General features: G+C 73.0%; 27 protein-coding genes. 23 read left to right on the top strand and 4 right to left on the bottom strand.

Annotation, left to right across the window (positions count from 1 at the left end; all coding sequences use genetic code 11):
* The first annotated feature begins 239 nt into the window (after positions 1-239).
* The 5 genes from ACQP09_RS21885 (at position 240) to ACQP09_RS21905 (ending at position 5,247) form a co-directional block, all read left to right on the top strand.
* The gene (locus ACQP09_RS21885; protein WP_433402102.1) at positions 240-1,787 is read left to right on the top strand and encodes an ABC transporter substrate-binding protein; all 1,548 of its coding nucleotides are present in this window, start codon (positions 240-242) and stop codon (positions 1,785-1,787) included.
* A gap of 391 nt (positions 1,788-2,178) precedes the next feature.
* Positions 2,179-3,195, top strand: coding sequence for a hypothetical protein (locus ACQP09_RS21890; RefSeq protein ID WP_433402104.1), 1,017 nt, complete (start codon positions 2,179-2,181; stop codon positions 3,193-3,195).
* Between the two features lie 50 nt (positions 3,196-3,245).
* A complete protein-coding gene (locus ACQP09_RS21895) occupies positions 3,246-3,407 on the top strand; it encodes a hypothetical protein (protein ID WP_433402105.1) in 162 nt (53 codons plus the stop codon).
* Positions 3,408-3,625: 218 nt separating this feature from the next.
* A complete protein-coding gene (locus ACQP09_RS21900; RefSeq protein WP_433402107.1) occupies positions 3,626-3,985 on the top strand; it encodes a YciI family protein in 360 nt (119 codons plus the stop codon).
* Positions 3,986-3,990: 5 nt separating this feature from the next.
* Positions 3,991-5,247, top strand: a complete 1,257-nt coding sequence (locus ACQP09_RS21905) for an RNA polymerase sigma factor (protein WP_433402109.1) — start codon at positions 3,991-3,993, stop codon at positions 5,245-5,247.
* Between the two features lie 18 nt (positions 5,248-5,265).
* On the opposite strand, the gene ACQP09_RS21910 is transcribed toward ACQP09_RS21905, so the two are convergent.
* Complete coding sequence (locus ACQP09_RS21910; RefSeq protein WP_433402110.1) at positions 5,266-6,531, bottom strand: erythromycin esterase family protein; 1,266 nt, start codon at positions 6,529-6,531, stop codon at positions 5,266-5,268.
* A gap of 33 nt (positions 6,532-6,564) precedes the next feature.
* Positions 6,565-6,963 (bottom strand): hypothetical protein, encoded by a 399-nt coding sequence (locus ACQP09_RS21915; RefSeq protein WP_433402112.1) that lies wholly within the window; start codon positions 6,961-6,963, stop codon positions 6,565-6,567.
* Between the two features lie 394 nt (positions 6,964-7,357).
* On the opposite strand from ACQP09_RS21915, the gene ACQP09_RS21920 reads away from it, so the two are divergent.
* The 12 genes from ACQP09_RS21920 to ACQP09_RS21975 all read left to right on the top strand — a co-directional run bounded on the left by ACQP09_RS21920 (position 7,358) and on the right by ACQP09_RS21975 (position 19,932).
* Entirely contained in the window at positions 7,358-8,227 is an 870-nt protein-coding gene (locus ACQP09_RS21920) for a helix-turn-helix domain-containing protein (protein WP_433402114.1), read from the top strand.
* On the top strand, positions 8,202-9,008 hold the full coding sequence (locus tag ACQP09_RS21925) for an SAM-dependent methyltransferase (protein WP_404064638.1): 807 nt from the start codon (positions 8,202-8,204) through the stop codon (positions 9,006-9,008). Before ACQP09_RS21920 ends, ACQP09_RS21925 begins: the two co-directional genes overlap by 26 nt.
* Positions 9,009-9,094: 86 nt before the next feature.
* Positions 9,095-10,645 carry a helix-turn-helix domain-containing protein gene (locus ACQP09_RS21930; protein ID WP_433402116.1) on the top strand — a complete coding sequence of 517 codons (1,551 nt, stop codon included), beginning with the start codon at positions 9,095-9,097 and terminating at the stop codon, positions 10,643-10,645.
* A gap of 122 nt (positions 10,646-10,767) precedes the next feature.
* Positions 10,768-12,156 (top strand): M14 family metallopeptidase, encoded by a 1,389-nt coding sequence (locus tag ACQP09_RS21935; protein WP_433402118.1) that lies wholly within the window; start codon positions 10,768-10,770, stop codon positions 12,154-12,156.
* A 132-nt stretch (positions 12,157-12,288) separates the two neighbouring features.
* Positions 12,289-14,136: a glutamine--fructose-6-phosphate transaminase (isomerizing) gene (glmS, locus tag ACQP09_RS21940; RefSeq protein WP_433402120.1), complete on the top strand. Its 1,848-nt coding sequence runs from the start codon at positions 12,289-12,291 to the stop codon at positions 14,134-14,136.
* A 45-nt stretch (positions 14,137-14,181) separates the two neighbouring features.
* On the top strand, positions 14,182-14,550 hold the full coding sequence (locus ACQP09_RS21945) for a holo-ACP synthase (protein WP_432151148.1): 369 nt from the start codon (positions 14,182-14,184) through the stop codon (positions 14,548-14,550).
* A 167-nt stretch (positions 14,551-14,717) separates the two neighbouring features.
* Positions 14,718-16,175, top strand: coding sequence for an NAD(P)H-hydrate dehydratase (locus ACQP09_RS21950; protein WP_433402122.1), 1,458 nt, complete (start codon positions 14,718-14,720; stop codon positions 16,173-16,175).
* A 41-nt stretch (positions 16,176-16,216) separates the two neighbouring features.
* Positions 16,217-16,603 (top strand): DUF488 domain-containing protein, encoded by a 387-nt coding sequence (locus ACQP09_RS21955; RefSeq protein WP_433402124.1) that lies wholly within the window; start codon positions 16,217-16,219, stop codon positions 16,601-16,603.
* Between the two features lie 60 nt (positions 16,604-16,663).
* A complete protein-coding gene (gene alr, locus ACQP09_RS21960) occupies positions 16,664-17,833 on the top strand; it encodes an alanine racemase (RefSeq protein WP_433402125.1) in 1,170 nt (389 codons plus the stop codon).
* Positions 17,830-19,080, top strand: a complete 1,251-nt coding sequence (locus ACQP09_RS21965) for an alpha/beta fold hydrolase (protein WP_433402127.1) — start codon at positions 17,830-17,832, stop codon at positions 19,078-19,080. The genes alr and ACQP09_RS21965 overlap by 4 nt, the downstream gene beginning before the upstream one ends.
* Positions 19,046-19,606 carry a tRNA (adenosine(37)-N6)-threonylcarbamoyltransferase complex ATPase subunit type 1 TsaE gene (gene tsaE / locus ACQP09_RS21970; RefSeq protein ID WP_432151153.1) on the top strand — a complete coding sequence of 187 codons (561 nt, stop codon included), beginning with the start codon at positions 19,046-19,048 and terminating at the stop codon, positions 19,604-19,606. The genes ACQP09_RS21965 and tsaE overlap by 35 nt, the downstream gene beginning before the upstream one ends.
* A 140-nt stretch (positions 19,607-19,746) precedes the next feature.
* Positions 19,747-19,932, top strand: a complete 186-nt coding sequence (locus tag ACQP09_RS21975) for a hypothetical protein (protein ID WP_433402129.1) — start codon at positions 19,747-19,749, stop codon at positions 19,930-19,932.
* 101 nt (positions 19,933-20,033) lie between these two features.
* On the opposite strand, the gene ACQP09_RS21980 is transcribed toward ACQP09_RS21975, so the two are convergent.
* Positions 20,034-20,582, bottom strand: a complete 549-nt coding sequence (locus tag ACQP09_RS21980; protein WP_433406704.1) for a hypothetical protein — start codon at positions 20,580-20,582, stop codon at positions 20,034-20,036.
* Between the two features lie 189 nt (positions 20,583-20,771).
* On the opposite strand from ACQP09_RS21980, the gene tsaB reads away from it, so the two are divergent.
* The 4 genes from tsaB to ACQP09_RS22000 are packed head-to-tail and all read left to right on the top strand — an operon-like array spanning position 20,772 to position 23,312.
* Positions 20,772-21,422, top strand: a complete 651-nt coding sequence (tsaB, locus tag ACQP09_RS21985; protein ID WP_433406706.1) for a tRNA (adenosine(37)-N6)-threonylcarbamoyltransferase complex dimerization subunit type 1 TsaB — start codon at positions 20,772-20,774, stop codon at positions 21,420-21,422.
* A gap of 29 nt (positions 21,423-21,451) precedes the next feature.
* Entirely contained in the window at positions 21,452-21,937 is a 486-nt protein-coding gene (rimI, locus tag ACQP09_RS21990) for a ribosomal protein S18-alanine N-acetyltransferase (protein WP_433406707.1), read from the top strand.
* Positions 21,937-23,046, top strand: coding sequence for a tRNA (adenosine(37)-N6)-threonylcarbamoyltransferase complex transferase subunit TsaD (gene tsaD / locus ACQP09_RS21995; RefSeq protein WP_433402131.1), 1,110 nt, complete (start codon positions 21,937-21,939; stop codon positions 23,044-23,046). Before rimI ends, tsaD begins: the two co-directional genes overlap by 1 nt.
* Entirely contained in the window at positions 23,043-23,312 is a 270-nt protein-coding gene (locus ACQP09_RS22000; RefSeq protein ID WP_433402133.1) for a hypothetical protein, read from the top strand. Before tsaD ends, ACQP09_RS22000 begins: the two co-directional genes overlap by 4 nt.
* A 21-nt stretch (positions 23,313-23,333) precedes the next feature.
* Here ACQP09_RS22000 and ACQP09_RS22005 read toward each other — a convergent pair whose 3' ends face one another.
* Complete coding sequence (locus ACQP09_RS22005; protein ID WP_433402135.1) at positions 23,334-24,038, bottom strand: TetR/AcrR family transcriptional regulator; 705 nt, start codon at positions 24,036-24,038, stop codon at positions 23,334-23,336.
* Positions 24,039-24,141: 103 nt separating this feature from the next.
* On the opposite strand from ACQP09_RS22005, the gene ACQP09_RS22010 reads away from it, so the two are divergent.
* Both ACQP09_RS22010 and ACQP09_RS22015 read left to right on the top strand, forming a co-directional pair.
* Complete coding sequence (locus ACQP09_RS22010) at positions 24,142-25,638, top strand: MFS transporter (protein ID WP_433402137.1); 1,497 nt, start codon at positions 24,142-24,144, stop codon at positions 25,636-25,638.
* 100 nt (positions 25,639-25,738) lie between these two features.
* Positions 25,739-26,203: a VOC family protein gene (locus tag ACQP09_RS22015; RefSeq protein ID WP_433402139.1), complete on the top strand. Its 465-nt coding sequence runs from the start codon at positions 25,739-25,741 to the stop codon at positions 26,201-26,203.
* The last annotated feature ends 13 nt before the right edge of the window (positions 26,204-26,216 follow it).

Consider the following 26,216-nt stretch of genomic DNA (forward strand, 5'->3'; position numbering starts at 1 on the left):
GCCATCTCCTCGGGATCGCGGTCATGACCAACGTAGGAAGTGCCTCCGGCCCTGAATATCCGGAGCGGGCCGATCACCTATACGTATCTCGTCCGTATCCCGTGCGGTGACTCCCTGGTGCCGTATCCGTGATTCCGGCCTACGGATGGCAACCCCCACGCGCTGCCCTTACGTTCCAGCCACCGTGGCACGGCACCCCCATTGCCCTGCCCATGGACCAAGGAAGCACGAGCGCGTTCATGAAACTCATCCGTCCCGGAATAGCAGCCGGGTCTCTCGCTCTTCTCTTCGCCAGTGGCTGTCAGCTGCCGCAGACCGAGGCGGCGAAAGAAGAACCGATCGTCATCGGTACGTCGAGCCATCTGACGAGCCTCGACCCGGCCGGTGTGTACGACAACGGGTCCTGGGCGGTGTACAACAACATCTATCAGGGCCTCCTCACCTTCGAGCCGGGTTCGCCCGTACCGAAACCCGACGCGGCCGAGTCGTGCGCCTTCGTCGGATCCGCGCTCACCACGTATCAATGCGACATACGCGGCGACCTCACGTTCTCGAACGGAAATCCGCTCACGGCGAGCGCGGTGAAGCGTTCGTTCGATCGCATCCTCCGTATCCGTGACCCGCTGGGACCGGCGCCCTTGTTCGCCAACCTGGACTCCGTGGAGGCCCAGGGGTCTCTCGTGACGTTCCACCTCACGACCGCCGACGCCACCTGGCCGTCGAAGATCGCCACGGGAGCGGGTTCCATCGTCGACCCGGCGGAGTTCCCGGCGGACCGGCTGCGGGAGGAGAAGAGCGCCTCGGGCTCGGGCCCCTACCTCCTGTCGTCCTACAAGGAGCAGGAATCCCTCACCCTCGAACCGAACCCCGCGTACAAGGGAGCCGTGACCACGAAGGGCGTCGTGGTCACGGTCCGCTACTTCGAGACCCCGCAGGACGTCGAAGCGGCGTGGAACGCCAGAACGGTCGACATCGCCTATGCGGGGCTTCCGTCCGCCACCCTCGCGGGAATCGATCCCGGCGACACCGACGTACGCCTCTCGGTCGGAAACAGCGCCGAGGCGCACTATCTCGTCCTGAACATGAACTCCTCGCGGAGGCCCTTACGGAACGTCGCGGCCCGCCGAGCCGTCGCCGCCCTCATCGACCGCGGACATCTGGCGGGCGAGGTCTTCAAGCACACGGTGACGCCGCTGTATTCACTGGTCCCGCAAGGCGTTGCCGGACACAGCACGGCGTTCTTCGACCGCTACCCGGAGGCGGACCTCGCGTATGCGACGCAGCTTCTGCGATCCGCCGAGATCACCCCACCGGTGCGCGTCAGGCTGGGCCACCAGGGCGGTACCGCCGCCATCGAGGCACGCGAACTCAAGCGCCAGTTCGAGAAAGGCGGCCTTTTCCGGGTCGAGCTGATCGAGGAACGCGACTTCACCACGTACCAGAAGCGCAGCCGCAAAGGCGATTTCGACATCCACCTCTTCCAATGGGTGCCTGACTTTCCGGACGCGGACACGTTCGTCCAGCCGTTGGTGGGGACCGGGAACGTTCTCGACAACGGCTACGCATCGGCCGAGGTCGACCACGTCATCAGGGACACGCAGCGGTTCGCCGATCGCGGCCGGGCGATGAAGCCGTTCCGCGCCATCCAGGACGCCATCGCGAGGGACGCCCCGCTGATCCCCGTCTGGCACCGGCAGCGCCACGTGGTGACGCGCTCAGCCGTCCTGGGCGGGCACCGCCTCGCCGAGGACGCCGTCTGGCGTCTGTGGGAGCTTCGCCGGCTCTGAGGGATGACGGCGGTCGGTGGTTCCACCGGATCGTGACTGCCACGACCCGGTGGGCCGCGACCCGGTGGACCGCGATGCGGTGGGCCGGGACGTGGTGGGCCGTGACGTGGTCGACCACGACGTAAAAGCTTTTAAGTACGTGCTTTTCATTACTTGCTTTTCATTACTGGATAAATAACCCAACCCAACCCATGACCGGCCGTCGGTCACCCTCGGGGCGCGCGCGAGGGCGCCGTCACTCACACGGGTGAACTGTGCCAACCGGGCTGGATTTTGGCCCTGTTGGCGGGCATATGCTCGCGCTGAACACCACCACAGACATGAGACGGCCCCCGGCCGGGACTGGCATCCCGACCGAAGGCCTGACCAACAAGGAAGCAACACCTTCCCGATGGATACCCAGCAGGTTAGCGCGCCCTCGCGCGCCGCGTCCTCCGGCGTCGTGCACATCAACATCCGCCTCACCGACGGCTACTCGATCATCTCCAACCGGCTCTCCCAGCACCGGGACCTGTCCCTGCTGGCCATCGGCCTCGGCACCCACATCCAGTCGCTGCCCGCCGGAAGGCGCATCGGCATCAAGGCGCTCGCCGCGACCTTCCCGGAGGGCGAGACGGCCATCGCGGCCGGGCTGCGCGAGCTGGAGCGCCACGGATTCCTGCGCCGCACCCGGGAGCGGGTGGAAGGCGGCCGGGTGGCCACGCGCACGGAGTCGTACAACCACCCGGAGGCGGCGGCCCGGTGGGCGGAAGCGACGCCCGTACGGGACCGTGAAGCCGTTCCCGTACCGGAGCCGGAGGCCGAACCGGAGCCCGTACGAGAGCCTGAGGCCGAACCCGTACGAGAGCCTGAGGCCGAACCCGTACCGGAGCCTGAGGTCGAGCCCGTACGAGAGCCCGAGGCCGAACCCGTACGAGAGCCTGAGGCCGAGCCCGAACCGGAGCCTGAGGCCGAACCCGAGCCCCGGCTCGTCCCGCCGCCCACCGCGTCCAAGCCGCCGCGCCCGCCGCTGCCCGGTCCGTGCCGTCCCACCGAGGCGCTGTACGCGGCGGCGGCCGACCTGCTGGCCGGGCTGCGGCGGACCGCGCCCGTCTTCGTCCTCTCCGAGGAGGACGTGCGGCGGCTCGTTCCCGGGGTCGCGGCCTGGTTGGAGCGGGGGATGCGGCCCGATGCCGTACGGGAGGCGCTCACCGACGACCCGCCCGTACCGCTCCGGCACCCGGCGAAGCTGCTGCGCCACCGCCTGATCACGCTCCTCCCGGCGCCGCTGCCCGTCGCGGCGCCGGTCGTGCCCCTGCAGAACTGCGACGACTGCGACCGGGCGTTCCGGTCACCGGTGGCGGGGGTGTGCCGGGGATGCGGTGAGGTCCGCGCGGACGGTACCGAGCCGTTTCGCCTGAGCGCGTGAAGGCGGCGCTGTCCTGTTCGCGCGGGGTTGCGCGGTTCTACAGTGCTGGAGTGACCGAGCAGCCGTCCGAGGACGAGCCGGTGCCGGAGGGGCTGATCGCTCTGATCGGCAGCATCCAGGGACCGGCGGACCTTGCGGAGCGGCACGACGACTACCTTCGCGAGCGCATGGAGCGGCGCTTCGGGAACGCCGAGCGGTCGACGCGTCGGTGATCGCAGTGGCTGAGCGTTACGGCGTGGAGCGTGTCGCGACCCTCGACCGTCGTCACTTCACGGTGGTCAAGCCCAGGCATGTGCCCGCGCTCACGCTCCTTCCCTGAGGTCCGGAAGAAAACTTCGGGCGGCGTGTCGATCGGGGCCCGGGCCGTTCGTCGTCATGGTGTAAGGCAGCCCCGAGGGGCTGGGAACACCGAGGCGACAGGAGTCGGACCATGAAGTACATGCTGCTGATCCACAGCGGGGCCGTCGACGAGCAGGGCGGGGCGCCGCAGTGCACCGTCGCGGACTGGATGGCCTACGACAAGGACGTACGCGACGCCGGGATCCTCGTCTCCGGCGAGTCGCTGGCCGATCTGGTGACCGCGACCACCGTGCGGGTCTCGCCGGCCGGGGAGCGGACCGTGACGGACGGGCCGTTCGCGGAGACGCGGGAGCTGCTGGGCGGGTTCCTCGTGATCGACGTGCCGGACCTCGACACGGCCCTCGACTGGGCGGCCCGCTGTCCCGGTGCGCGCGACGGCGGCTCGGTCGTCGTCCGGCCGGTCGCGGACTTCGGCGACTTCGCGGGCTGACGGCGGTGGCGGGCGAGGGAGCGGACCCCGGGGATGCGCAGGTCGCCGTCGAGGCGGTGTTCCGGGAGGAGCGGGGGCTGCTGCTCGCCTCCCTCGTACGGCGGTTCGGGGATCTCGACCTGGCTGAGGAGGTGACGTCCGAGGCGATCGAGGCGGCCCTGCGCCACTGGCCGGCCGAGGGCGTTCCCGCCCGGCCCGGGGCCTGGCTGCTGACGACCGCGCGGCGCAAGGCGGTGGACCGGTTGCGGCGGGACCAGGCGTACGCGGCACGGCTCGCCGTACTCCAGGCGGACGCGGAACGGGACGAGGCCGTCGCAGCACCGGCCGGGGCGGATGAACTGCCGGACGAGCGGCTGCAGTTGTTCTTCACCTGCGCCCACCCCGCCCTCGCCGCCGAGGACCGTACCGCCCTCACCCTGCGCTGCCTCGCCGGGCTCACCACCCCCGAGGTGGCGCGGGCCTTCCTCGTACCGACGGCGACCATGGCGCAGCGGATCGTGCGGGCCAAGAAGAAGATCCGCGAGGCCCGGATCCCGTTCCGGGTGCCCGGCCCCGACGAACTGCCCGAGCGGCTGCCCGGGGTGCTCCAGGTCGTCTACTCGGTCTTCACCGAGGGGTACGCGGCCAGCTCGGGCCCCCGTCTCCAGCGGCTGGACCTGGCCGAGGAGGCGCTCCGGCTGGCCCGGATACTGCACCGTCTGCTCCCCGGTGAGCGGGAGAGCGCCGGGCTTCTCGCGCTGCTGCTCCTCGTCCACGCCCGGCGCGCGGCGCGGACCGGTCCGGAGGGCGAGCCGGTGCTTCTGGAGGACCAGGACCGCAGGCTCTGGGACCGGGCGATGATCGACGAGGGCCGGGCGCTGGTGGTGCGGGCGCTGACCGGCGGACCGGCCGGGCCGTACGGCGTGCAGGCCGCCATCGCCGCGCTGCACGACGAGGCGGCGGACGTGGAGTCGACGGACTGGGCGCAGATCGTGGCCCTGTACGACGTGCTCCTCACCCTGACCCCGTCCCCCGTGGTCGCGGTGAACCGCGCGGTCGCGGTGGCGATGCGCGACGGGCCGGGTGAGGGGCTGGCGCTGCTGGACGCGCTGGGCGGGGAGCTCCGGCTGCGGGCGTACGGGCCGTACGCGGTGGCGCGCGGCGATCTGCTGAGCCGGCTGGGGCGGGACGGGGAGGCCGCCGTGGCCTATCGGGAGGCGCTGGAGCTGGCGGGCACCGAGCCGGAGAGGGCGGCGCTGCGGAGGAAGCTGGGGGAGGGGTGATCCTCCCGCCAGGCTGCTTCAGCGGGGGAGCGGGCGGGCCGGTGTCACGTGCCGCCGGTGCACGAGGACGTCGAACCACTCGGCCAGGGAACCGCCCGTCATGTGGTGAGCGGTGTCGTCGTCCGGGTCGTGGCGTGGTCCGATGGCCCGGGATACGGCGGTCCCGGCGAGCCAGTCGGTGACGGGCGCCGGAGCGTCCGTACGGAGGTTCAGCAGGTAGTCACCCGCCGCGTCGTCCTCCAGGACCGATTCCACCAGCGGTGGTACGGGTCCGGGCACCCGGTGGGGCGGGGTGCCGGTGTACGTGGCCAGTTCGCCGCGGCCGAAGGTGAGCCCGATCGACAGGTAGCGGTCCCCGAGCCGGTCCTGGAGGTGGCTGCCGGCGTTACGCGAGGCGCCGCCCGGGTCGGGCGGGAAGCTGATGATCCGGCCCGGTGCCTTGGCGGAATGGGAGCTGGAGGTCCAGAACAGCACCTGGTGGCCGCTGTGCTGGTGCCACCACAGGACGTTCTCGGCGAAGAACCGCTCGTAGGCGGCCATGTTGTGCGGGTCCAGCGGATCGTCGTCGTGGTCGTGGAGCTCGTGGTACTGGACGATCACCCGGGCGTTGTGGAGCGCCCAGGCGTGGCCGTCGGAGGCCGGTACCCCCGCCACCAGGGCGTGGGCCGCCCGCGCCCGGTCGCGCCAGGACCGCCTGTCCGGCAGGGCGCGGAACCGGCGCGTGTGCGCGGCCACCTCGCCCTCCGGCCGGAGGCCGGCGTAACAGGACTCCAGCTCGTCCAGCAGCGCGGGTGCGGCCCGGCGCACGTAGCCGGCCACCGTGTCGTATGCCGACGGCCCCGTCTCGTGGGGGCTGACCCCGGCGAAGCGGACGGGGTCGTGCGGGTGCTCCTCGTTGAAGGCCCGCATCCACCGGACGAGGGCCAGCACCTCGGCGGTGCGGCAGAAGGGCTCCGCGGACTCCAGCAGCGCCACGGGATCTCCCGCCCCGGTGCGTACGTAGGTGTCGAGCCGGACGCCGAGCGTCCAGTCCTGGTCGAAGGCGACGGCGCGGAATCCGGCCTCACCGACCAGAAGCCTGGCGACGCGCATCTGGAGGGCGAAGAGTTCATGCGCTCCACGGGTGCCGGCCCCGTGACCGACCACGGCCGTCCGCTCGCCGAGCAGGTCCAGGAGCGGCCTCAGGTCTTCCAGGGACGCCGAGGGGTCGGCGGTGGTGAGGGGGTACGCCGTGCTCCTGATCCAGTTCTGAACCGCCGTGCGGTCTTCCGGTGAGATCGTCATGAGGTCACCCTCCGACCTCAAGTCGGCTTGAGGTCAAGCCTCCGGGTCGGGGGCGTACGACAGTTCCAGGGAGACGGGCTCGGTCTGCTGGTCGGAGGCGGTGACGTGGGTCGTGCGGACGGTGAGGCGCAGGCCCATCGCGGCGAGTTCCCCGGGTTCGTGGAGGGCGGAGAGCAGGGCCGCCGCCGCCGGGAGGGTGAGCGGGGTGGTGGGGCTGTGGCCGAGGACGGCGGCGGTGTCGGGGGCGGTGAGGGCGGCCTGCCGGGCGTGGTCGAGAACCTTGCCGGGGTCGTCGACGATGAGCTCCTCGACCTGGATGCGCCGGGTGCGGACGCGGAGGTCCAGGGGGCGCCGGGGGAGCTGCCTCGGTGGGGCGAGGGCGGGGGCAGGGGCGGGGCGAGGGTCCGGGTGGATCAGGTGCGGGTGGGTCATGGGGCGGGCTCCAGGGTGCGGTGCGGTGCGGGCGTGAGGGGCCGTCGGGTCCGGGGCGCGGGAGGGGTGTCGGGGCCCCGCTCGTCGCGTACCGGCAGGTCGGGTCACCCGCCGCTCAACTGACGTTCCATGGGCGGGTGATGATGGTGGGACGGGAACGCTCCGCCGTGCTGCGGTCGTTGGAGTCGGACATACTCACGATGAGAGCGGCGCGCGATCGTCGCAAGGTGCGCTGTGTGCACTGTGCGCAGGTTGCGCGAAGTGTCGGATGCCGGAGCGGGGGCCGGAGCCGCATCCCGAGCGTGAGCGGGGAGCGGGAGAGCAGGAGCAGGAGAGCAGGAGCAGCAGAACAGGAGCAGGAGTCGGATGCCGGGCCGGAGCAGGAGGAGGAGCCGTGGCGCGTGAACGGTCGGGCCGGACGGCTCAGCACCTGGTCCTGGTGGCGCGGCTGCGGCACCTGCGGGAAGGCGCCGGCCTGTCCGTACCCCAGGCCGCCAAGCTGCTCGGCTGGCACCCCTCGACGCTGCGGAGGCTGGAGCAGGCGCAGACCTCGCTGGACGTGGGGCAGGTGTCCGCCCTGCTCGACCGGTACGGGGCGGGTGCGGCCGAGACCGACGACATCATGGGCCGGCTCAACGCGGCCAACATGCCCGGCTGGTGGCATCCGTGGCGCGATGCGATGGACCCCTGGCTCATGGACCTGATGAGCGTGGAGTCCGCCACGAGCTTCGTACGCACCTGGGACCCGGCGCTCGTACCGCTGCTGCTGCGGACCCCGGCGTACGCCATGGCCGTGGACGCGGCGATGCGGCCGGACCTGGACGCCGCGACCCGGCGGCGGCGTGCGGATCTGCTGGCGATGCGTCAGCGGCGGCTGCGGGAGCAGCAGGCGCGGGTGTGGGCGGTCCTGCCGGTCTCCGCGCTGCGCTGCCGGGTCGGCGGCGGTGAGGTGATGCGCGAGCAGCTCGCCGCGCTCCAGGAGGCCGCGGACCGGCCGGACGTGATGGTGCAGCTGCACCACGAGGACTCACCGCCCCATCCGCTGACCGGAGTTCCGGCCTTGAGCCTGTACCGGGTGGAGATCCGGGAAATCGCGGATCATGTGGTGCGTGAGGGCGGGCTGCCGGGAACGGCGGAGGTGTGGGACAGCAACCCGTCGGTACAGGAATATCAGGCGATGCTGGACGTTTCGTGCGTGATGGCGATGCGTCCGGACCGGACGAGGAAGGTTCTTCAGGATGAGTACGACCGGGAACGGGGCTGAACTGCCCGCGCAGATCGACACGAGCGTCGCGCACTCCGCGCGCGTGTGGAACTACTGGCTCGGCGGGAAGGACAACTTTCCGGCGGACCGGGCCGCGGGCGACGCCTACCGGGAGAAGTACCCGCTGATCGAGACGTTCGCGAAGGAGTCGCGCGACTTCCTGCGCCGTACGGTGACCTACCTCGCCCGGGACGCCGGGATCAGGCAGTTCCTGGACGTCGGCGCGGGCCTGCCGACGGCGAACAACACGCACGAGGTCGCGCAGCGGATAGCCCCGGACGCGAAGATCGTCTACGTCGACCACGACCCGCTCGTGCTGCTGCACGTCCACGCGCTGCTGACCAGCAGCGCCGAGGGCGCGACCGCCTACGTGGAGGCGGACATGCGGGACACGGAGGCCGTCCTGGAGGGCGCGGCCAAGACCCTGGACCTGAGCGAGCCCGTCGCCCTCGTGATCTCCGACGTGCTGGGGCACATCGTGGACTGGGACGACGCGCTGTCCCTGGTGCGGCGGCTGGTGGAGCGCCTGCCCTCGGGCAGTTACCTCTCCCTGTCCCACTCCACCGCGTCGGACGAGGCCCACCGGGCGGTCCAGGACGAGTACAACAGCAGCGGGGCGATCCCGTACATCTTCCGCGAGCCGGAGACCACCATCGCGTTCTTCGACGGGCTGGAGATGGTGGAGCCGGGGATGGTGTCCTGGCCGAACTGGCGGCCCGACGCGAACACCGGCACCACGACCGCCCGGGCCGGCTGGGGAGCCGTCGCCCGCATTCCCTGACCCGTTCCCGTCATCTCCCGTCATCGCCGCGCCGCGCACCCGCACCGCGGGTGCGCGGCGCGCTCCGTCCGCCGAGGGGGCGCGGTATGAGCACCACGTACACGACCGGACCCGACGCCGCCGGACAGGGGGCTGTCCGCACGGCGCGGGAAGCGGTGGCGGACCGGCTGCTGCGGGCCGCGACACGGTCCGGGGCGCAGCTGGTCAGCGAGGCCGCCGTGCTCATCCAGGGATCGGCGGTGCTGACCGACCCGATCGCCGGGGCCGTCTGCAGCACGCCTGCCGGCGCGGCGGCCGACGGTGTCCACGCCGCGGCCCATCCGCAGGACCACCCGCACCATGTGCAGCGCCCGGCGGCCGGAGCCGTCCTCGTCCTGCGTCCGGCACCGACCGTGCACGCCGAGCACGTCGGGCTCGTCGCCACCACCACGGCGGCCCTCCTGGAGGTGCGCGGGCAGCGCGCCGCCGAGCTGCGCGCCGAGCAGATGCGGCTGCACGCCACCCTGCTCCGGCTGCTCCTGGCCGGCCACACCACCTCCGTCACGAACACCGTGGGCGCCGGCGGGCTCACCCACGTCACGCTCTACCGGCTCATCGGCCCCGACGTCCCCACCGCCCACCAGGTCCTCTGGCGGGCCGCCCGCCCGTCCCTGGCCGGGCACGGCGGATCCTGCGCCCTGATCGGTGAGGTGGACGGCGAACTCCTGGTCGCCGAACTCCACCCCGGCAGCGACGACGGGCGGATCCTGCGCCTGGTGTCCCGGGTGAGCGAACGCCACGGCCTCCTCGCGGGCCTGGCCGGACCCCTGCCCCTGGCCGAGATGCCCACCGCCCACGCCGACGCCGGGTCGGCCCGGCACAGCGCCACCCCCGCCCACCGCATCGTCCCCGCCGACGCCGTCGGCACCCCGCAGCTCGCCCGCCTGCTCCCCCCGGGCCCGTACACCGCCTGGGCGCGATCCGTGCTGGGCCCGCTGACCCCGGAACACCGGCACCTGCTCCTGGTGCGGCTCCGCACCGGCAGCGCCCCGCGTGCCGCCGCCGCGCTCGGACTCTCGCCCGGCACCGTCCGCACCCGGCTCCGCGGCCTCGCCGTCCTGCTCGGCGCGGACCTCGACGACATCACGGTGCAGGCCCATCTGCTGCTCGCGCTCCGCGCTCCCACGCGGGGGGACGACCAGGAGGACGGCGACCGTGGGGCAGGGAGCGACGGCCAGAAGGACGGCGAGGAGGACGTCCAGGAGGGCGACCGGGAGGACGACCGGGAGGACGTCCAGGAAGACGACCGGGAAGATGGCCGGGCTCGGCTGGAGACCCTGCCCGGCGGGATCCTGGACACCGGCGCGGCCCGCACCTGGGCCGTCGGCCTGGTCGGTGGGCTCGAACCCCATCTGCGGATCGCCCTCGCCTGCTGGCTGCGCCACCACGCCAGAACCGCTCCCGCCGCGACCGAGCTGCACGTCCACCGCACCACCCTGACGATCTGGCTCACCCGGTGCGCCGAGCGCCTCGGGCAGAACCTCACCGACGCCACCGTACGAGCCGAACTGCATCTCGCCCTGGAGGCCACCGCGACGGACGGGGACGACCCGAGGGCGCTGCCCCGGCGGGGCGGCCGCACCTACCGCCGCCTCTGAGGACACCGGTGCCGTGCGGGAGTGGCCGAAACCTACACCTTGACCCGCTCATGACATGGCTCCATCCTGTGCCCGTCGCACAGCTCCACCCCCCACCCCGACGGACTCAGGAGACTGCCAGCATGCGACTCGCCAACACACGGAAATCCCGCCCGGCGAAAGCCAGAACGAAGCCCGGCACGGCCAGGACGAAGGCCCGGCGGAACGCCACCCTCGCCGTCCTCCTCGCCCTCGGTCTCGCCGCCCCGGCGACCGCCGTCGCCACCGCCGAGCCCGCCGCCCGGAACACGGTCGTCGCGGCGGAGGAGCGGCCGGTCCAGTACGAGATCACCGGGCGCACCACCCCTGCCGCGCGCACCGAGATCCTCCGTACCGGCGTCACGATCGACGAGGTGCACGACCACGGCATCGTGATCAGCGCCAAGGCCGACCAGGTCAGGAAGCTCCGCGCCAAGGGCCACGTCCTGGCGGCGCTGCCCGCACCGGACGCCCACGCCCACGGCGAGGAAGGCGTCGGCGCGCTCGACTTCCCGCCGGCCGACTCCCGGTACCACAACTACGCCGAGATGACGGCGGCGATCGACGCCCGTGTCGCCGCCAACCCCTCGATCATGAGCAAGCGCGTCATCGGCAAGACCTACCAGGGCCGGGACATCGTCGCGATCAAGATCAGCGACAACGTGGCCACCGACGAGGCCGAGCCCGAGGTCCTCTTCACCGCCCACCAGCACGCCCGCGAGCACCTGACCGTCGAGATGTCGCTCTACCTGCTCCGCGAGTTCGCGGCGGGGTACGGGAGCGACTCCCGGATCACCCGGGCGGTCAACGACCGCGAGCTGTGGATCATCCCGGACATGAACCCGGACGGCGGCGAGTACGACATCGCCTCCGGCTCGTACCGCAGCTGGCGCAAGAACCGGCAGCCCAACTCCGGCTCCACCGCCGTGGGCACCGACCTCAACCGCAACTGGGCCTTCAAGTGGGGCTGCTGCGGCGGCTCCTCCTCCAGCCCGTCCTCGGACACCTACCGGGGCAGGGCCGCCGAGTCCGCGCCGGAGACGAAGGTCGTGGCGGACTTCGTACGCAGCCGGGTGGTCGGCGGGAAGCAGCAGATCACGGCGGCCATCGACTTCCACACGTACAGCGAGCTGGTGCTGTGGCCGTTCGGCTACACGTACAACGACACGGCCCCCGGCATGACGGCCGACGACCGCAACGCGTTCGCGGCGGTGGGCCAGAAGATGGCGGCGAGCAACGGCTACACGGCCGAGCAGTCCAGCGACCTGTACATCACGGACGGCTCGATCGACGACTGGCTGTGGGGCTCGCAGCGGATCTTCGGCTACACCTTCGAGATGTACCCGCGCTCGGCCTCGGGCGGCGGCTTCTACCCGCCGGACGAGGTCATCGAACGCGAGACCTCCCGCAACCGGGACGCGGTGCTGCAACTGATCGAGAACGCGGACTGCATGTACCGGTCGATCGGCAAGGCGGCGCAGTACTGCTCCTAGGACAGTTCGACCGCAGGCCCTGGGATCCGTGAGGGCCGAGAACCGGAACAGTGGGCCGCGCCGGGCGGTGTGACATGCCGTCGGGCGCGGCTCGCCCCGCCGTGGAGCCGCTTCCGGCCTTAGGCTGCCGTTATGTGCGGAATCGTGGGTTATGTCGGTGGGCAGTCGGCGCAGGACGTCGTCGTCGCGGGACTCAAGCGCCTCGAATACCGGGGCTACGACTCGGCGGGTGTCGCCGTGCTCGCGGACGGTGGGCTCGCCGCCGCGAAGAAGGCGGGCAAGCTCGTCAATCTGGAGAAGGAGCTGGGGGACCGGCCGCTGCCGGCCGGGCGGACCGGGATCGGGCATACGCGGTGGGCCACACACGGGGCGCCCAACGATGTGAACGCCCACCCCCACCTGGACAACGCGGGCCGGGTCGCCGTCGTCCACAACGGGATCATCGAGAACTTCGCGGCCCTGCGGCGCGAGCTGACGGGGCGCGGGCACGCGCTCGGGTCGGAGACGGACACCGAGGTCGTCGCGCATCTGCTGGCCGAGGCGTTCTCGGCGGGCGGGGACCTCGCGGACGCCATGCGGCAGGTGTGTCGGCGGCTGGAGGGGGCCTTCACCCTGGTCGCCGTCCACGCGGACCAGCCGGACGTCGTCGTCGGCGCCCGGCGCAACTCGCCGCTCGTCGTGGGCGTGGGGGACGACGAGTGGTTCCTCGCCTCCGACGTCGCCGCCTTCATCGCCCACACCCGCTCCGCCATCGAGCTGGGCCAGGACCAGGTCGTCGAGCTGAGCCGCGAGGGCGTGACCGTCACCGGGTTCGACGGGGACCTGGCGGAGGTGCGCGAGTACCACGTCGACTGGGACGCCTCCGCCGCCGAGAAGGGCGGTTACGCCTCCTTCATGCTCAAGGAGATCGCCGACCAGCCCCAGGCCGTCGCCGACACCCTCCTCGGCCGGATCGACGGCGAGGGCTCACTGACCCTGGACGAGGTCCGCATCCCGGACGCCGAACTCCGCGAGGTCGACAAGGTCGTCATCGTCGCCTGCGGCACCGCCTTCCACGCCGGGATGATCGCCAAGTACGCCATCGAGCACTGGACCCGGCTGCCCTGCGAGACCGAGCTCGCCAGCGAGTTCCGCTACCGTGACCCGATCCTCGACCAGCGCACCCTCGTCATCGCCATCTCCCAGTCCGGCGAGACCATGGACACCTTGATGGCGCTGCGCCACGCCCGCGAACAGGGCGCCAAGGTCCTCGCCATCTGCAACACCAACGGCTCGACGATCCCGCGCGAATCCGACGCCGTCCTCTACACCCACGCCGGGCCCGAGGTCGCCGTCGCCTCCACCAAGGCCTTCCTCACCCAGCTCGTCGCCTGCTACCTCGTCGCCCTGTACCTCGGCCAGCTGCGCGGCACGAAGTGGGGTGACGAGATCCGTACGGTGGTGCGCCAGCTCTCCGCGATCTCCGCCGAGGTCGAGAGCGTCCTCACGACCATGGAGCCCGTCCGCGCGCTGGCCCGCTCCCTCGCCCACCACGACACCGTCCTCTTCCTCGGACGCCACGTCGGCTACCCCGTCGCCCTCGAAGGCGCGCTCAAGCTCAAGGAGCTCGCCTACATGCACGCCGAGGGGTTCGCGGCCGGCGAGCTCAAGCACGGGCCCATCGCGCTCATCGAGGAGGGCCTGCCGGTCGTCGTCATCGTGCCCTCGCCGCGCGGCCGTTCCGTCCTCCACGACAAGATCGTCTCCAACATCCAGGAGATCCGGGCCCGGGGCGCGCGCACCATCGTCGTCGCCGAGGAGGGCGACGAGGCCGTCGTCCCGTACGCCGACCACCTCATCACCGTCCCCGTAACGCCTACGCTGCTTCAGCCGCTGGTCGCCACCGTGCCGCTCCAGGTCTTCGCCTGCGAGCTGGCGACGGCCCGTGGCAACGAGGTGGACCAGCCGCGCAATCTGGCGAAGTCCGTGACCGTGGAGTGAGCCGGGGCGCGCGCCCCGCGTGATGGGGATGGCGAGGGTGGGTTCGTGATCATCGGAGTCGGGATCGACGTGGCCGAGATCGAGCGGTTCGGCGCCGCGCTGGAGCGTACGCCCCAGTTGGCCGACCGGCTCTTCTCGGCGAGCGAGCTGACCCTGCCCAGCGGCGAGCGTCGCGGCGTCGCCTCGCTCGCCGCCCGGTTCGCCGCGAAGGAGGCCCTCGCGAAGGCGCTCGGCGCACCGGGCGGGCTGCTCTGGAGCGACGCGGAGGTCTGGGTCGAGGAGAGCGGGCAGCCCCGGCTGCGGGTGAGCGGCACGGTCGCCGCCCGCGCGGCCGAACTGGGCGTGCGCGGCTGGCACGTCTCGCTCAGCCATGACGCGGGGGTGGCTTCGGCGGTGGTGATCGCGGAGGGGTGAACCGCCCTGGGTCTGCGGGGGTGGCGTCAGCCGTCGTGAACGCGGAGGGGTGAACCGCCTCCGGCCGTCGTGATCGCCGAGGGGTGAGCCCCATGCCCACCCCCGACGGCCCGTGCGCGGGTCTGCGGGGGTGGCGTTCGGCCCCGTGATCGCCCAGGGTTGGTGCCATGCGACGTGTCTACAGCGTGGAGACCGTACGGGCCGCCGAGGCCGCCCTGATGAAGCGGGTGCCCGAAGGCGCCCTGATGCAGCGCGCCGCCGCCGGCCTCGCCGCCGCCTGCGGCGATCTGCTGCGGCGCAGCGGCCGGGTGTACGGATCCCGGGTCCTGCTCCTGGTCGGCAGCGGCGACAACGGGGGCGACGCGCTGTACGCGGGCGCACGCCTCGCCCGGCGGGGCGCCGGAGTGCGCGCCCTCCTCGTCTCGCCCGACCGGGCGCACGCCGGCGGTCTCGCCGCGTTCCTGGCCGCCGGAGGGCAGGTCGTCGACAAGCCGGACGACATCGGCGGCGCGCTCGACCTCGTCGTGGACGGCATCACCGGCATCGGCGGACGCGGCGGGCTCCGCGAGAACGCCTCGGCCCTGCTGCGGGCGGTGGCCCGGAGCCACGGCCGTACGCCGGTCGTCGCCGTCGACCTGCCGAGCGGCGTCGAGGCCGACAGCGGGGAGGTGCACGGGGAGGCCGTCCGCGCCGACGCGACCGTCACCTTCGGCACGTACAAGCCGGGCCACCTCATCGACCCGGCCGCCGAACACGCGGGCGCCCTGCGGCTGGTGGACATCGGGCTCGGGCCGGAGCTGCCGGAGCCGCCGGACCTGGAGGCGCTCCAGTACGCGGACGTGGCGGCGCTGCTGCCGGTGCCGGGCGGCGAGAGCGACAAGTACAGCCGGGGCGTCGTCGGCGTCGTCGCCGGATCCGAGCGCTATCCGGGCGCGGCGGTCCTCGCGGTCGCGGGCGCCCTGCGCGGCGGAGCCGGGGCCGTGCGGTACGTCGGGCCCGGCGCGGACGAGGTGATCGCCCGCTTCCCGGAGACGCTGGTGCACGCCGGGCCGCCGTCGAAGGCCGGGCGCGTCCAGGCCTGGGTGATCGGGCCCGGCCTCGGGGACGGCCGGTGGGCGGAGGAGGCCGCAGCCGACGTGCTCGGCGCCGACGTCCCCGTACTGGTCGACGCGGACGGGCTGCGGCTGCTGGACCCCGACACCGTACGGACCCGGACCGCCGCCACCGTCCTGACCCCGCACGCCGGGGAGGCCGCCGCGCTGCTCGGCGTGGCGCGCGAGGAGGTGGAGGCCGGGCGGCTCGCCGCCGTACGCGAACTGGCCGCCCGCTACCGCGCCACCGTCCTCCTCAAGGGGTCCACGACCCTGGTCGCGGAGGCCCGCGACACCCCCGTACGGGTCAACCCGACCGGGACCGGCTGGCTCGCCACGGCCGGCAGCGGCGATGTGCTCTCCGGGCTGACCGGATCGCTGCTCGCGGCCGGACTGGCCCCGCGCGACGCCGCGTCCGTCGGCGCCTACCTGCACGGACTCGCCGCCCGGCACCACTCCGACGGCGCCCCGGTCTCCGCGCAGGACGTCGCGGACTCCATCCCGGCGGCCTGGCGCGACGTGCGGGCGGGGTGAGCCGGGGCGAAGGTGGAAGCCCCCGCAGAGAGGCCTTGACCGTGAGCGGCAGCGAACCCGTACGCGTACGCAGGGTCTACGACCCGCCCGAGGACGGCGACGGCACCCGCGTGCTCGTCGACCGGCTCTGGCCGCGCGGCGTCTCCAAGGAGCGCGCCGCGATCGACGTGTGGCTGAAGGACATCACCCCCTCGGACGAGCTGCGCTCCTGGTACCACCAGGACCGCTCCGGCGCCCGCCACGACACCTTCGTCGACCGCTACCGCACCGAACTGGACGACCCGGCCCACACCGAGGCCGTCGACCGGCTGGTGGGAATCGTGCGCGAAGGCGGGCCGGTCACGCTGATCACCGCCGTGAAGGACGTCGCCGACAGCCATGTGCCGGTCCTGGTCGACCACCTCCGGCATGTGATGAAACGTACATAGGTGTGGATACCGGCGTGCACTGCCCGGGAGGTGGCGGGCGCCTCTGAGAGACTGGGCGCGATGAACGAGACAGCGTCCCTGAGAGCCCGTGCCGAGATCGACCTCGCCGCGCTGCGCGCCAATGTGCGTGCCCTGCGCGAGCGGGCGGCCGGTGCACAGCTCATGGCCGTGGTGAAGTCCGACGGGTACGGGCACGGGGCCGTGCCGTGCGCCCGGGCCGCCCGCGAGGCCGGGGCCACCTGGCTCGGCACCGCCACCCCGCACGAGGCGCTCGCGCTGCGGGCCGCCGGTCTCGACGGCCGGATCATGTGCTGGCTCTGGACGCCCGGCGGGCCCTGGCGCGAGGCGATCGAGGCGGACATCGACGTGTCGGTCGGCGCGCTGTGGGCGCTGCGCGAGGTCGTCGCGGCCGCCGCTGCCGCCGACCGCCCGGCCCGCGTCCAGCTCAAGGCCGACACCGGTCTCGGCCGGGGTGGCTGCCAGCCCGCCGACTGGCCCGAACTCGTCGCCGAGGCCCGCGCCGCCGAGCGGACCGGCACCATCCGGATCACCGGCCTCTGGTCCCACTTCGCCTGCGCCGACGAGCCCGGCCACCCGGCCAACGCCGCCCAGCTCTCCGTGTTCCGGGACATGGTCGCGTACGCGGAGAAGGAGGGCGTCGACCCCGAGGTGCGCCACCTGGCCAACTCCCCGGCCACGCTGACGCTTCCGGAGGCGCACTTCGACCTCGTACGGACCGGTATCGCGATGTACGGCGTCTCACCCGCCCCCGAGCTCGGCACCCCCGCCGAGCTGGGGCTGCGCCCGGTGATGACGCTCGCCGCCGCCGTCGCGCTGGTCAAGGACGTCCCGGCCGGACACGGCGTCAGCTACGGCCACCACTACGCCACCCCCGCCGAGACCACGCTCGGCCTCATCCCGGTGGGCTACGCGGACGGCGTCCCGCGCCACGCGTCGGGGCGCGGGCCCGTCCTGGTCGGCGGCACGGTCCGTACGGCGGCGGGCCGCGTCGCCATGGACCAGTTCGTCGTCGACCTCGGCGGCGACCGGCCCGAACCGGGCGCGGAGGCCGTGCTGTTCGGACCGGGCGACCGGGGCGAGCCGACCGTCGAGGACTGGGCGGTGGCCGCCGACACGATCGGGTACGAGATCGTCACCCGGATCGGCAGCCGGGTACCGAGGGTGTACGTGAACGAGACGGCAGAACCGAGCGGGGGCACGGGACCGTGAGCGAGAGCAGCGCGGGGGCGGCGGCGGGAGAGGTCATGGCGGTGGCCGCCGCGACGGCGCCCGGATGGCGCCGGGCGGGCGTCGCCGGGGCCGCGATAGGAGTGCTCGCCGCCGGCGCGGCGGCCGGGGTCGCCGTCGAGCGGCTCACCGTCGGGCGCGGGATGCGCAAGAAGGCCCGCCTCGCGCTGGACGCGACCGGACCGTACGGCTCGCTGCGCGGGACGCCGGGCCGGGCCGTCGCCGACGACGGGACCGAGCTGTACTACGAGGTCGACGAGGTCGAGCCCGCGCAGCCGGAAGACGGGACCGGCTCCGAGGGCAACCGCCGCCGCCGGCTCTTCGGGCGCAAGGCCCCCGCCCCCGTCACCGTCGTCTTCAGCCACGGCTACTGCCTCGGCCAGGACTCCTGGCACTTCCAGCGCGCCGCCCTGCGCGGCCTCGTCCGGGCCGTCTACTGGGACCAGCGCAGCCACGGCCGCTCCGAGCGCGGGCGCGCCCAGGCGGACGGCGTGGCCGTCGGCATCGACCAGCTCGGCCGCGACCTCAAGGCCGTCATCGACGCGGCGGCCCCCGAGGGGCGGATCGTGCTCGTCGGCCACTCCATGGGCGGCATGACGATGATGGCGCTGGCCGACCAGTACCCGGCCCTCATCCGCGACCGGGTCGCCGCTGTGGCCTTCGTCGGCACCTCCAGCGGCAAGCTCGGCGAGGTCAACTTCGGGCTGCCGGTGGCGGGCGTACGGGCGGTGCGCCGCGTGCTGCCGGGCGTGCTGCGGGCGCTGGGGACGCAGGCGGAGCTGGTGGAGAAGGGGCGCCGGGCCACCGCCGACCTCTTCGCCGGGCTGATCAAGCGGTACTCGTTCAGCTCGCGGGACGTGGACCCGGCGGTCGCCCGGTTCGCGGAGCGGCTGATCGAGTCGACCCCGATCGACGTGGTCGCCGAGTTCTACCCGGCCTTCACCGAGCACGACAAGAGCGGTGCGCTGCCCGCCTTCCGGGACGTGCCCGTGCTGATCCTGGCCGGGGAGAAGGACCTGGTCACCCCCAGCTCGCACAGCGAGGCCATCGCGGACGTGCTGCCGGAGGCCGAGCTGGTCCTGGTGCCGGACGCCGGGCACCTGGTGATGCTGGAGCACCCGGAGGCGGTCACCGACCGGCTGGCCGACCTGCTCGTACGCGGCGGAGCGGTGGCTGCCGCTAACGTTGGCGAGCATGGAAGCACCGCACAGCAGCCCGGCCGCCGCTAGCCCGGAGACGGCCGTTCCGGAAGCCGTCACCGAGGCCGTTCCCGAGGCCGTCACCGTCACGCTCACCGTCGAGTCGCCCGAGCAGATGCAGGACCTGGGCCGCCGGCTCGCCCGCGTCCTGGCCCCCGGCGACCTGGTCATGCTCACGGGCGAGCTGGGCGCCGGGAAGACGACGCTGACCCGGGGCCTCGGTGAAGGCCTCGGTGTGCGCGGCGCGGTCACCTCGCCCACCTTCGTCATCGCCCGCGTCCACCCCTCCCTGGTGGAAGGACCCGCCCTGGTCCACGTCGACGCGTACCGCCTCGGTGGCGGGCTAGATGAGATGGAGGACCTGGACCTCGATGTGTCGCTGCCGGAGTCGGTGGTGGTCGTGGAGTGGGGCGACGGCAAGGTGGAGGAGCTGGCCGAGGACCGGCTGCGGGTGCTCATCGACCGCGCGACCGGCGACACGGACGACGAGCGGCGCGAGGTGACGCTGGTCGGCATCGGCCCGCGCTGGGCGGGGCTGCGGGAGGAGCTGGCGTAGCCGGGGCTCAACGCGGAGGCGGCCTTCCCGACGGACTGTCGGCAAATTGTTGCGCACGGGACCGTGGTCGTGGTCACATGGGTACGAGACGTGGTTAGGGCTGCCTAACCATGACCTCCACCGGAACCCAGGAGGCATCCATGCCGACGCCCGAGCGTGCGGAGCAGCCGCGGCAGCAGCCGACGCCGTCCGACCTGTCGATGAAGGATCTGCTCGCCTCGTGCGCGGCGGCCACCGCGGTCTCCACCCCGCCGAGCGAGCGGGACGCGGCCGACGGTGACGAGGAGACCGGCGACGAGAACGCTGAGCGGCGCCGGGCGGCGTAAGAACGCGTTACGGGCCGCGGCGTAAGAAAGCATTACGGGCCGCGGCGTAAGAACGCGTTACGGGCCCGAGGCCGCGGTGCGGCCGCGACGGGCCGCGCGGGCTACGGGACCACGACCACCTTGGCGCCGACCGTCGCGAAGGTCCACATCGCGTTGCCGTCCGCCCGCTTCATCCGTACGCCGCCGGTCTTCGACGTCGGGTCCGGGGCCTCCATCGAGCCGTCCTGCGCCGCGCTGAAGCCCACCGCGACGTCGTTGACGTTGGCGAACCGCACCACGTGCTCGATGGGCACGCCGTCCGAGCCCTGGACCGTGCCCGAGCGCGAGGAGACCTGGTAGGTGCCGGGCGGCGGGCTGACGGGGCTCGGCATCACCGTGAACGTACGGAGCGCCTTGCCGTTGCCCTCCACCAGCCAGACCCGCCGGTCCTTCAGCGCGTAGACGACGCGCTCGCCGGTGCCCGAGGCCGCCGGGACGGCCAAGGCGTCCTGTGTGGGCTTCGGCTTCGCGGTCGGCTGCGCGGAGGCGGAGGCCGAGGTCTTCGGAGCGGCCGAGGAGGAGGACGCCACCGAATCGGGTGCGTTCGCCGATGCCTGGTAGGCGAGGACGGCGACCGCGACGACCGCCGCCGCAGTGAGCCCGGCCACCATTCCCGAGCTTCCCCTTGACACCGTGAACTCCCCTTTCGACCGCGCCCTGCCGCATGTCGTACAAGCGTTTACGTCGTACCCGCGGATACCCGGTGACGGTAGCAGCAGGCGGCGGGCAGGCCGGGACGCCGTACGGGCGCCGTACCGCCGTCGGCGGAGCCGTAGGCTGTTTGCGTGCTCTTGCTCGCCATGGATACCGCCACGCCCGCCGTCACCGTCGCCCTGCACGACGGTACGTCCGTCATCGCCGCCTCCGGCCAGGTCGACGCCCGCAGGCACGGCGAACTGCTGCTGCCCGCCGTCGACCGGGTCCTCGCCGAGGCCGGGGTGAAGCTCGACGCCGTGACGGGCGTGGTCGTGGGCGTCGGCCCCGGCCCGTACACCGGGCTGCGGGTCGGCCTGGTCACCGCCGCCACCTTCGGCTCCGCCCTCGACGTCCCCGTACACGGGATCTGCACCCTGGACGGACTGGCGTACGCCGCCGGGCAGGACGGCGGCCTGGACGGGCCCTTCGCCGTGGCGACGGACGCGCGGCGCAAGGAGGTGTACTGGGCGCGGTACGAGGACGCCCGCACCCGTACGGGTGATCCGGCCGTCGACCGGCCCGCCGACATCGCCGGGGCACTCGCCGGGCTCCCCGTGGTCGGCCAGGGCGCGGTGCTCTACCCGGACGCCTTCCCGGACGCGCGCGGCCCCGAGCACGTGGCCGCCGGTGCGCTCGCCGCGCTCGCCGCCGAACGGCTCGCGGCCGGGCAGGAGCTGCTGGAGCCCCAGCCGCTCTATCTGCGCCGGCCCGACGCGCAGGTCCCGAAGAACTACAAGGTGGTCACTCCCCGGTGAGCACCGCCGTCACGACCGTGCTGCGCGAGATGCGCTGGTGGGACATCGAACCCGTCCTGGAGCTGGAGCACGCGCTCTTCCCGGACGACGCCTGGTCGCCCGGCATGTTCTGGTCCGAGCTGGCCCACGCGCGCGGCCCCGGCGCCACCCGCCACTACGTCGTCGCCGAGGAGCCGGCCACCGGCAGGATCGTCGGGTACGCCGGGCTCGCCGCCCTCGGCGACCTCTCCGACGTCCAGACCATCGCCGTCAGCCGCGAGGCGTGGGGCACCGGCCTCGGCTCCGAACTCCTCGCCGACCTGCTGAAGGCCGCGACCGCCTTCGAGTGCGCCACCGTGCTCCTCGAAGTCCGGGTCGACAACGCGCGCGCGCAGAAGCTGTACGAGCGGTTCGGCTTCGAGCCGATCGGCTTCCGGCGCGGCTACTACCAGCCGGGGAACATCGACGCGCTCGTCATGCGCCTCACCATGGACGAACACGCAACGGACAACGCACCAGAGACCGGGACTGAATGATGGCTGCCGACGAACCCCTCGTACTCGGCATCGAGACCTCCTGCGACGAGACCGGCGTCGGCATCGTGCGCGGGACCACCCTGCTCGCGGACGCCGTCGCCTCCAGCGTCGACACCCACGCCCGCTTCGGCGGCGTCGTCCCGGAGATCGCGTCCCGCGCCCACCTGGAGGCGATGGTCCCCACCATCGAGCGCGCCCTGAAGCAGGCCGGCGTCAGCGCCCGCGACCTCGACGGGATCGCGGTCACCTCCGGCCCCGGACTCGCGGGCGCGCTGCTGGTCGGCGTCTCGGCCGCGAAGGCGTACGCGTACGCGCTGAACAAGCCGCTCTACGGGGTCAACCACCTCGCCTCGCACATCTGCGTCGACCAGCTGGAGCACGGCCCGCTGCCCGAGCCGACGATGGCGCTCCTGGTCAGCGGCGGCCACTCCTCGCTCCTGCTCGCGCCCGACATCACCAGCGACGTGCGGCCGCTCGGCGCCACGATCGACGACGCGGCGGGCGAGGCGTTCGACAAGATCGCCCGCGTGCTGGACCTCGGCTTCCCCGGCGGCCCGGTCATCGACCGCCTGGCGCGCGAGGGCGACCCGAAGGCCATCGCGTTCCCGCGCGGCCTGACCGGCCCGCGCGATGCCCCGTACGACTTCTCCTTCTCCGGCCTGAAGACCTCGGTCGCGCGCTGGATCGAGGCGAAGCGGGCGGCGGGCGAGGAGGTGCCGGTACGGGATGTGGCGGCGTCCTTCCAGGAGGCCGTGGTGGACGTGCTCACCCGGAAGGCCGTCCGGGCCTGCAAGGACGAAGGCGTCGACCACCTGATGATCGGCGGCGGCGTGGCGGCCAACTCCCGGCTCCGCGCGCTGGCGCAGGAGCGGTGCGAGCGGGCGGGCATCCGGCTGCGGGTGCCGCGACCGGGGCTCTGCACGGACAACGGCGCGATGGTCGCGGCGCTCGGCGCGGAGATGGTCGCCCGCAACCGGCGCCCGTCCGACCTGGAGCTGTCGGCGGACTCCTCGCTGCCGGTGACGGAGCCGCACGTTCCGGGGAAGCACCAGCACGCGCACGACCACGACCACGTGCACGAGATCAGCAAGGACAACCTGTACTCATGAGCGCCGCGACCGTCGTCCTGATGTGGGAGGCCCGTGCCGTGGAGGGCCGCGGCGGCGAGCTCCTGGAGTGGGCGCGGGCCCGGTCCGCCGAACTGTCCCGCGAGCCCGCCCGCCGCGAACTCCTGCGCGCCCCGCAGGACCGGGTGCTGGTCATGACGTGGTGGGAGCAGGCGTCGTACGCCGAGGACCTCCCCGAACTCCCCGAGCCCGACGCCGCCCTGATCACCCGGCCGGTGCACCGGTGGCGGTTCGAGGCGGTGGGGTGAGGGGCGCCTCCACGGAGTCCGTCAGCCCGGTGTTCCCCGGCTGATCAGCCCCGCCACGATCGCGTCCAGTTCGGCGGCGGTCTCGTAGTCGGCGGCGTACTCCCGCCAGTGCTCCTTCACCTCGGTGAGCCGGGGCAGCTCCGCCGTGTCCTTCTCCGTGATCATCTCCGGGAAGAACTCCCGGCGCGAGGGCTGCTCCGCCCGGCGGGCCGCCGCCCTGCGGAAGACCAGGTCGCCGTAGACGTAACTCCAGATCGTCCGGTACGCGCGCACCGCGCGGGCGGGGGAGAGGCCGCAGGCCAGGGCGCAGTCGATGATCTCCTCCACCATCCACAGCGCGTTCCGGTCGGTCAGCTCGCCGAGTGCCAGGATGTCCAGCACCCAGGGGATGCGGCCGATGATGTCGTGCATGTGCGCGGCCACCGCCACCAGCCGCTCGCGCGGGTCCTCGGGCAGCTCCGGGCGCGGGAAGGCGGCCGCGGTGCCGGAGAGGGTGAGCATGAGGAGCTCGTCCTTGTCCTGCACGTAGTGGTACAGCGCCATCGGCGTGGAGCCCAGCTCCTTCGCCACCCGCCGCATGGACAGCGCGGCCACACCCTCCTCCTCGACGATGCGGCGCGCGGTGGCGACCATCACGTCGGGGTCGAGCCTGCGGGGGCGGCCCACGGGTTTCTTCTTCTGCTCGGTCTTCCGGGTCTGCTTCTCGGTCTTCTCGCTGCCTGACACCCCGGCATTCTCCCCTTTCGGGTCCTTCTCCGGAGCGGCGGGTTTATTTTCTATACGTGTATGGTAATTCTCCGGTCGAGGGTGGCGAAGGGGAGGGCGCGTCATGGGCGGCGGCACGGTGGCAGGCGGGTCGGAGAAGGAGACGGACGGGGCGGCCGCGCGGCAGGCGCGGTGGTTGCTGGTGGTGGCGCTGACCGTGCAGTTCCTGGTGTCGCTGGACATGTCCGTGGTGAACGTGGCGCTGCCCGACATCCGCGGCGACCTCGGCTTCGGCCGGGACGGGCTGCTCTGGGTGGTGAACGCGTACGCCCTCGCCTTCGGCGGACTCCTCCTGCTCGGCGGCCGGCTCGCCGACCTGGCCGGTCCGCGCCGCGTCCTGACGGCCGGGCTCGTCCTCTTCGGGCTGGCCAGCCTGGCCGGCGGCCTCGCCTGGTCGCCCGGGTCGCTGGTGGCCGCGCGGGCCGTCCAGGGCGTCGGCGCGGCGGCCCTCGCGCCGGTGGCGTTCGCCCTGATCACCCTCGCCTTCCCGGCGGGGCCCGCCCGCTCCCGGGCGCTCGGGCTCTGGGGCATGGCGGGCGCGGCGGGCGGCGCGGTCGGGGTGCTGGCGGGCGGCGTGCTCACCGATGCGGCGGGCTGGCGGGCCGTGATGCTCGTCAACGTGCCGATCGTCGCCTTCGCCCTGGCCGCCGCCGCGCGCACCGGCCCGGTCGGCGGGCGGCGGCGGACCGGCGCCCGGCTGGACCTCGCCGGGGCCCTCCTCGCCACGGCCGGGACGACGCTGCTGGTCCTCGGACTCGTACGCGCCTCGGACGACGGCTGGTCCTCGGCCGTCACGCTCTCCACGCTCGGCGCGGCGGTGCTCCTGCTGGCCGCCTTCGTCGCCGTCGAACTCCGTACGGAGTCACCTCTGCTCCGGCCCGGCCTGCTGCGCGGGCGGCCGGTGCTCACGGCCAACCTGTTCTGCCTGCTGCTGGCCTCGGCCCAGTTCGGCGCGTTCTACTTCGTCTCGCTCCACCTGCAGCTGGTCCTCGGCTACGGGCCGACCGCCGCCGGGTTCGCGTTCCTGCCGTTCTGCGTGGGCGTCGTCGCGGGCGCCATCCTCGCCACCCGCGCGGTCGCGGTCCTCGGCATCCGGCGGCTGATGACCGTGGGCGGCACGCTGGCGGCGCTCGGGATGGGCTGGTTCGCGGCCACCGCCACGGCCGACGGCTCCTTCCTCACCTCGATCCTCGGCCCGTCGCTGCTCTGCTCGCTCGGCATCGGCCTCTGCTTCGTCCCGCTCGGCACGGCCGCCACGGCCGACGTGGTGCCCGGCGAGACCGGGATGGCGTCCGGGCTGCTCAACAGCTCGCGCCAGGTCGGCGGTTCGCTCGGCCTGGCGGTGCTGGTCACGGTCGCCGCCCAGGTCACGGGCGGCGCCACCGGACGTACGGCTCTGGCCTCCGGGTACGCGGCCGCGTTCTGGGTCGCGGCCGGGCTCCTGGCGGCCGCCGCGCTGGCGGCGTACGTCCTGCTGCCGGGGGAGAGGCGAGCCTTCGGCGGTCCGGTGGTCGGCGAGGCGGTCGCGGCGGAGCATGGAGGCGACGCGGCGGGCCGATGAGTGAGGACGCGGCGGGCCGATGAGTCCGGGCGCCCGGGGCGGTCTACCTTCCACGAGGTCCACCCCGACCACGGGGCGGCCGAACGAGGAGACGACCATCATGCAGAAGATCACCCCCTGTCTCTGGTACGACGGCCAGGCGAAGGAGGCCGCCGAGCACTACATCGCGATCTTCGGCGGCGACTCCCGCATCCTGGACATCAGCTACTACGGCGAAGAGGCCCCCGGCGAGACGGGCTCCGTCCTCACGGTCAGCTTCCGCCTCGCGGGCCAGGAGTACATGGGGCTCAACGGCGGCCCGCAGTTCCCCTTCACCGAGGCGATCTCGCTCTCCGTGGACTGCGCCGACCAGGCCGAGGTCGACCGGCTCTGGACCGCGCTCTCCGAAGGCGGCGAGGAGGGCCAGTGCGGCTGGCTCAAGGACCGGTACGGCGTCTCCTGGCAGATCGTCCCGAACGAGCTGCCGAAGCTGCTGGCCGACCCGGACCCGGCGAAGGCGGAGCGCACGATGAAGGCCATGCTCGGGATGCGGAAGCTGGACGTCCAGGCGCTGCGGGACGCCTGAACAGAAGGGGCGC

Source organism: Streptomyces sp. CA-146814, assembly GCF_050942385.1.
GTDB lineage: Bacteria > Actinomycetota > Actinomycetes > Streptomycetales > Streptomycetaceae > Streptomyces.

Coding starts and splice junctions, on each gene's coding strand:
- rimI (WP_433406707.1), top strand. CDS start 21,452: ATGCGCTGGTGGGACATCGAACCCGTCCTGGAGCTGGAGCACGCGCTC.
- glmS (WP_433402120.1), top strand. CDS start 12,289: ATGTGCGGAATCGTGGGTTATGTCGGTGGGCAGTCGGCGCAGGACGTC.
- ACQP09_RS22000 (WP_433402133.1), top strand. CDS start 23,043: ATGAGCGCCGCGACCGTCGTCCTGATGTGGGAGGCCCGTGCCGTGGAG.
- ACQP09_RS21925 (WP_404064638.1), top strand. CDS start 8,202: ATGAGTACGACCGGGAACGGGGCTGAACTGCCCGCGCAGATCGACACG.
- tsaB (WP_433406706.1), top strand. CDS start 20,772: ATGGATACCGCCACGCCCGCCGTCACCGTCGCCCTGCACGACGGTACG.
- ACQP09_RS21935 (WP_433402118.1), top strand. CDS start 10,768: ATGCGACTCGCCAACACACGGAAATCCCGCCCGGCGAAAGCCAGAACG.
- ACQP09_RS21950 (WP_433402122.1), top strand. CDS start 14,718: ATGCGACGTGTCTACAGCGTGGAGACCGTACGGGCCGCCGAGGCCGCC.
- ACQP09_RS21890 (WP_433402104.1), top strand. CDS start 2,179: ATGGATACCCAGCAGGTTAGCGCGCCCTCGCGCGCCGCGTCCTCCGGC.
- tsaE (WP_432151153.1), top strand. CDS start 19,046: ATGGAAGCACCGCACAGCAGCCCGGCCGCCGCTAGCCCGGAGACGGCC.
- ACQP09_RS21915 (WP_433402112.1), bottom strand. CDS start 6,963: ATGACCCACCCGCACCTGATCCACCCGGACCCTCGCCCCGCCCCTGCC.
- alr (WP_433402125.1), top strand. CDS start 16,664: ATGAACGAGACAGCGTCCCTGAGAGCCCGTGCCGAGATCGACCTCGCC.
- ACQP09_RS21975 (WP_433402129.1), top strand. CDS start 19,747: ATGCCGACGCCCGAGCGTGCGGAGCAGCCGCGGCAGCAGCCGACGCCG.
- ACQP09_RS21910 (WP_433402110.1), bottom strand. CDS start 6,531: ATGACGATCTCACCGGAAGACCGCACGGCGGTTCAGAACTGGATCAGG.
- ACQP09_RS21980 (WP_433406704.1), bottom strand. CDS start 20,582: ATGGTGGCCGGGCTCACTGCGGCGGCGGTCGTCGCGGTCGCCGTCCTC.
- ACQP09_RS21930 (WP_433402116.1), top strand. CDS start 9,095: ATGAGCACCACGTACACGACCGGACCCGACGCCGCCGGACAGGGGGCT.
- tsaD (WP_433402131.1), top strand. CDS start 21,937: ATGGCTGCCGACGAACCCCTCGTACTCGGCATCGAGACCTCCTGCGAC.
- ACQP09_RS22010 (WP_433402137.1), top strand. CDS start 24,142: ATGGGCGGCGGCACGGTGGCAGGCGGGTCGGAGAAGGAGACGGACGGG.
- ACQP09_RS22015 (WP_433402139.1), top strand. CDS start 25,739: ATGCAGAAGATCACCCCCTGTCTCTGGTACGACGGCCAGGCGAAGGAG.
- ACQP09_RS21900 (WP_433402107.1), top strand. CDS start 3,626: ATGAAGTACATGCTGCTGATCCACAGCGGGGCCGTCGACGAGCAGGGC.
- ACQP09_RS21885 (WP_433402102.1), top strand. CDS start 240: ATGAAACTCATCCGTCCCGGAATAGCAGCCGGGTCTCTCGCTCTTCTC.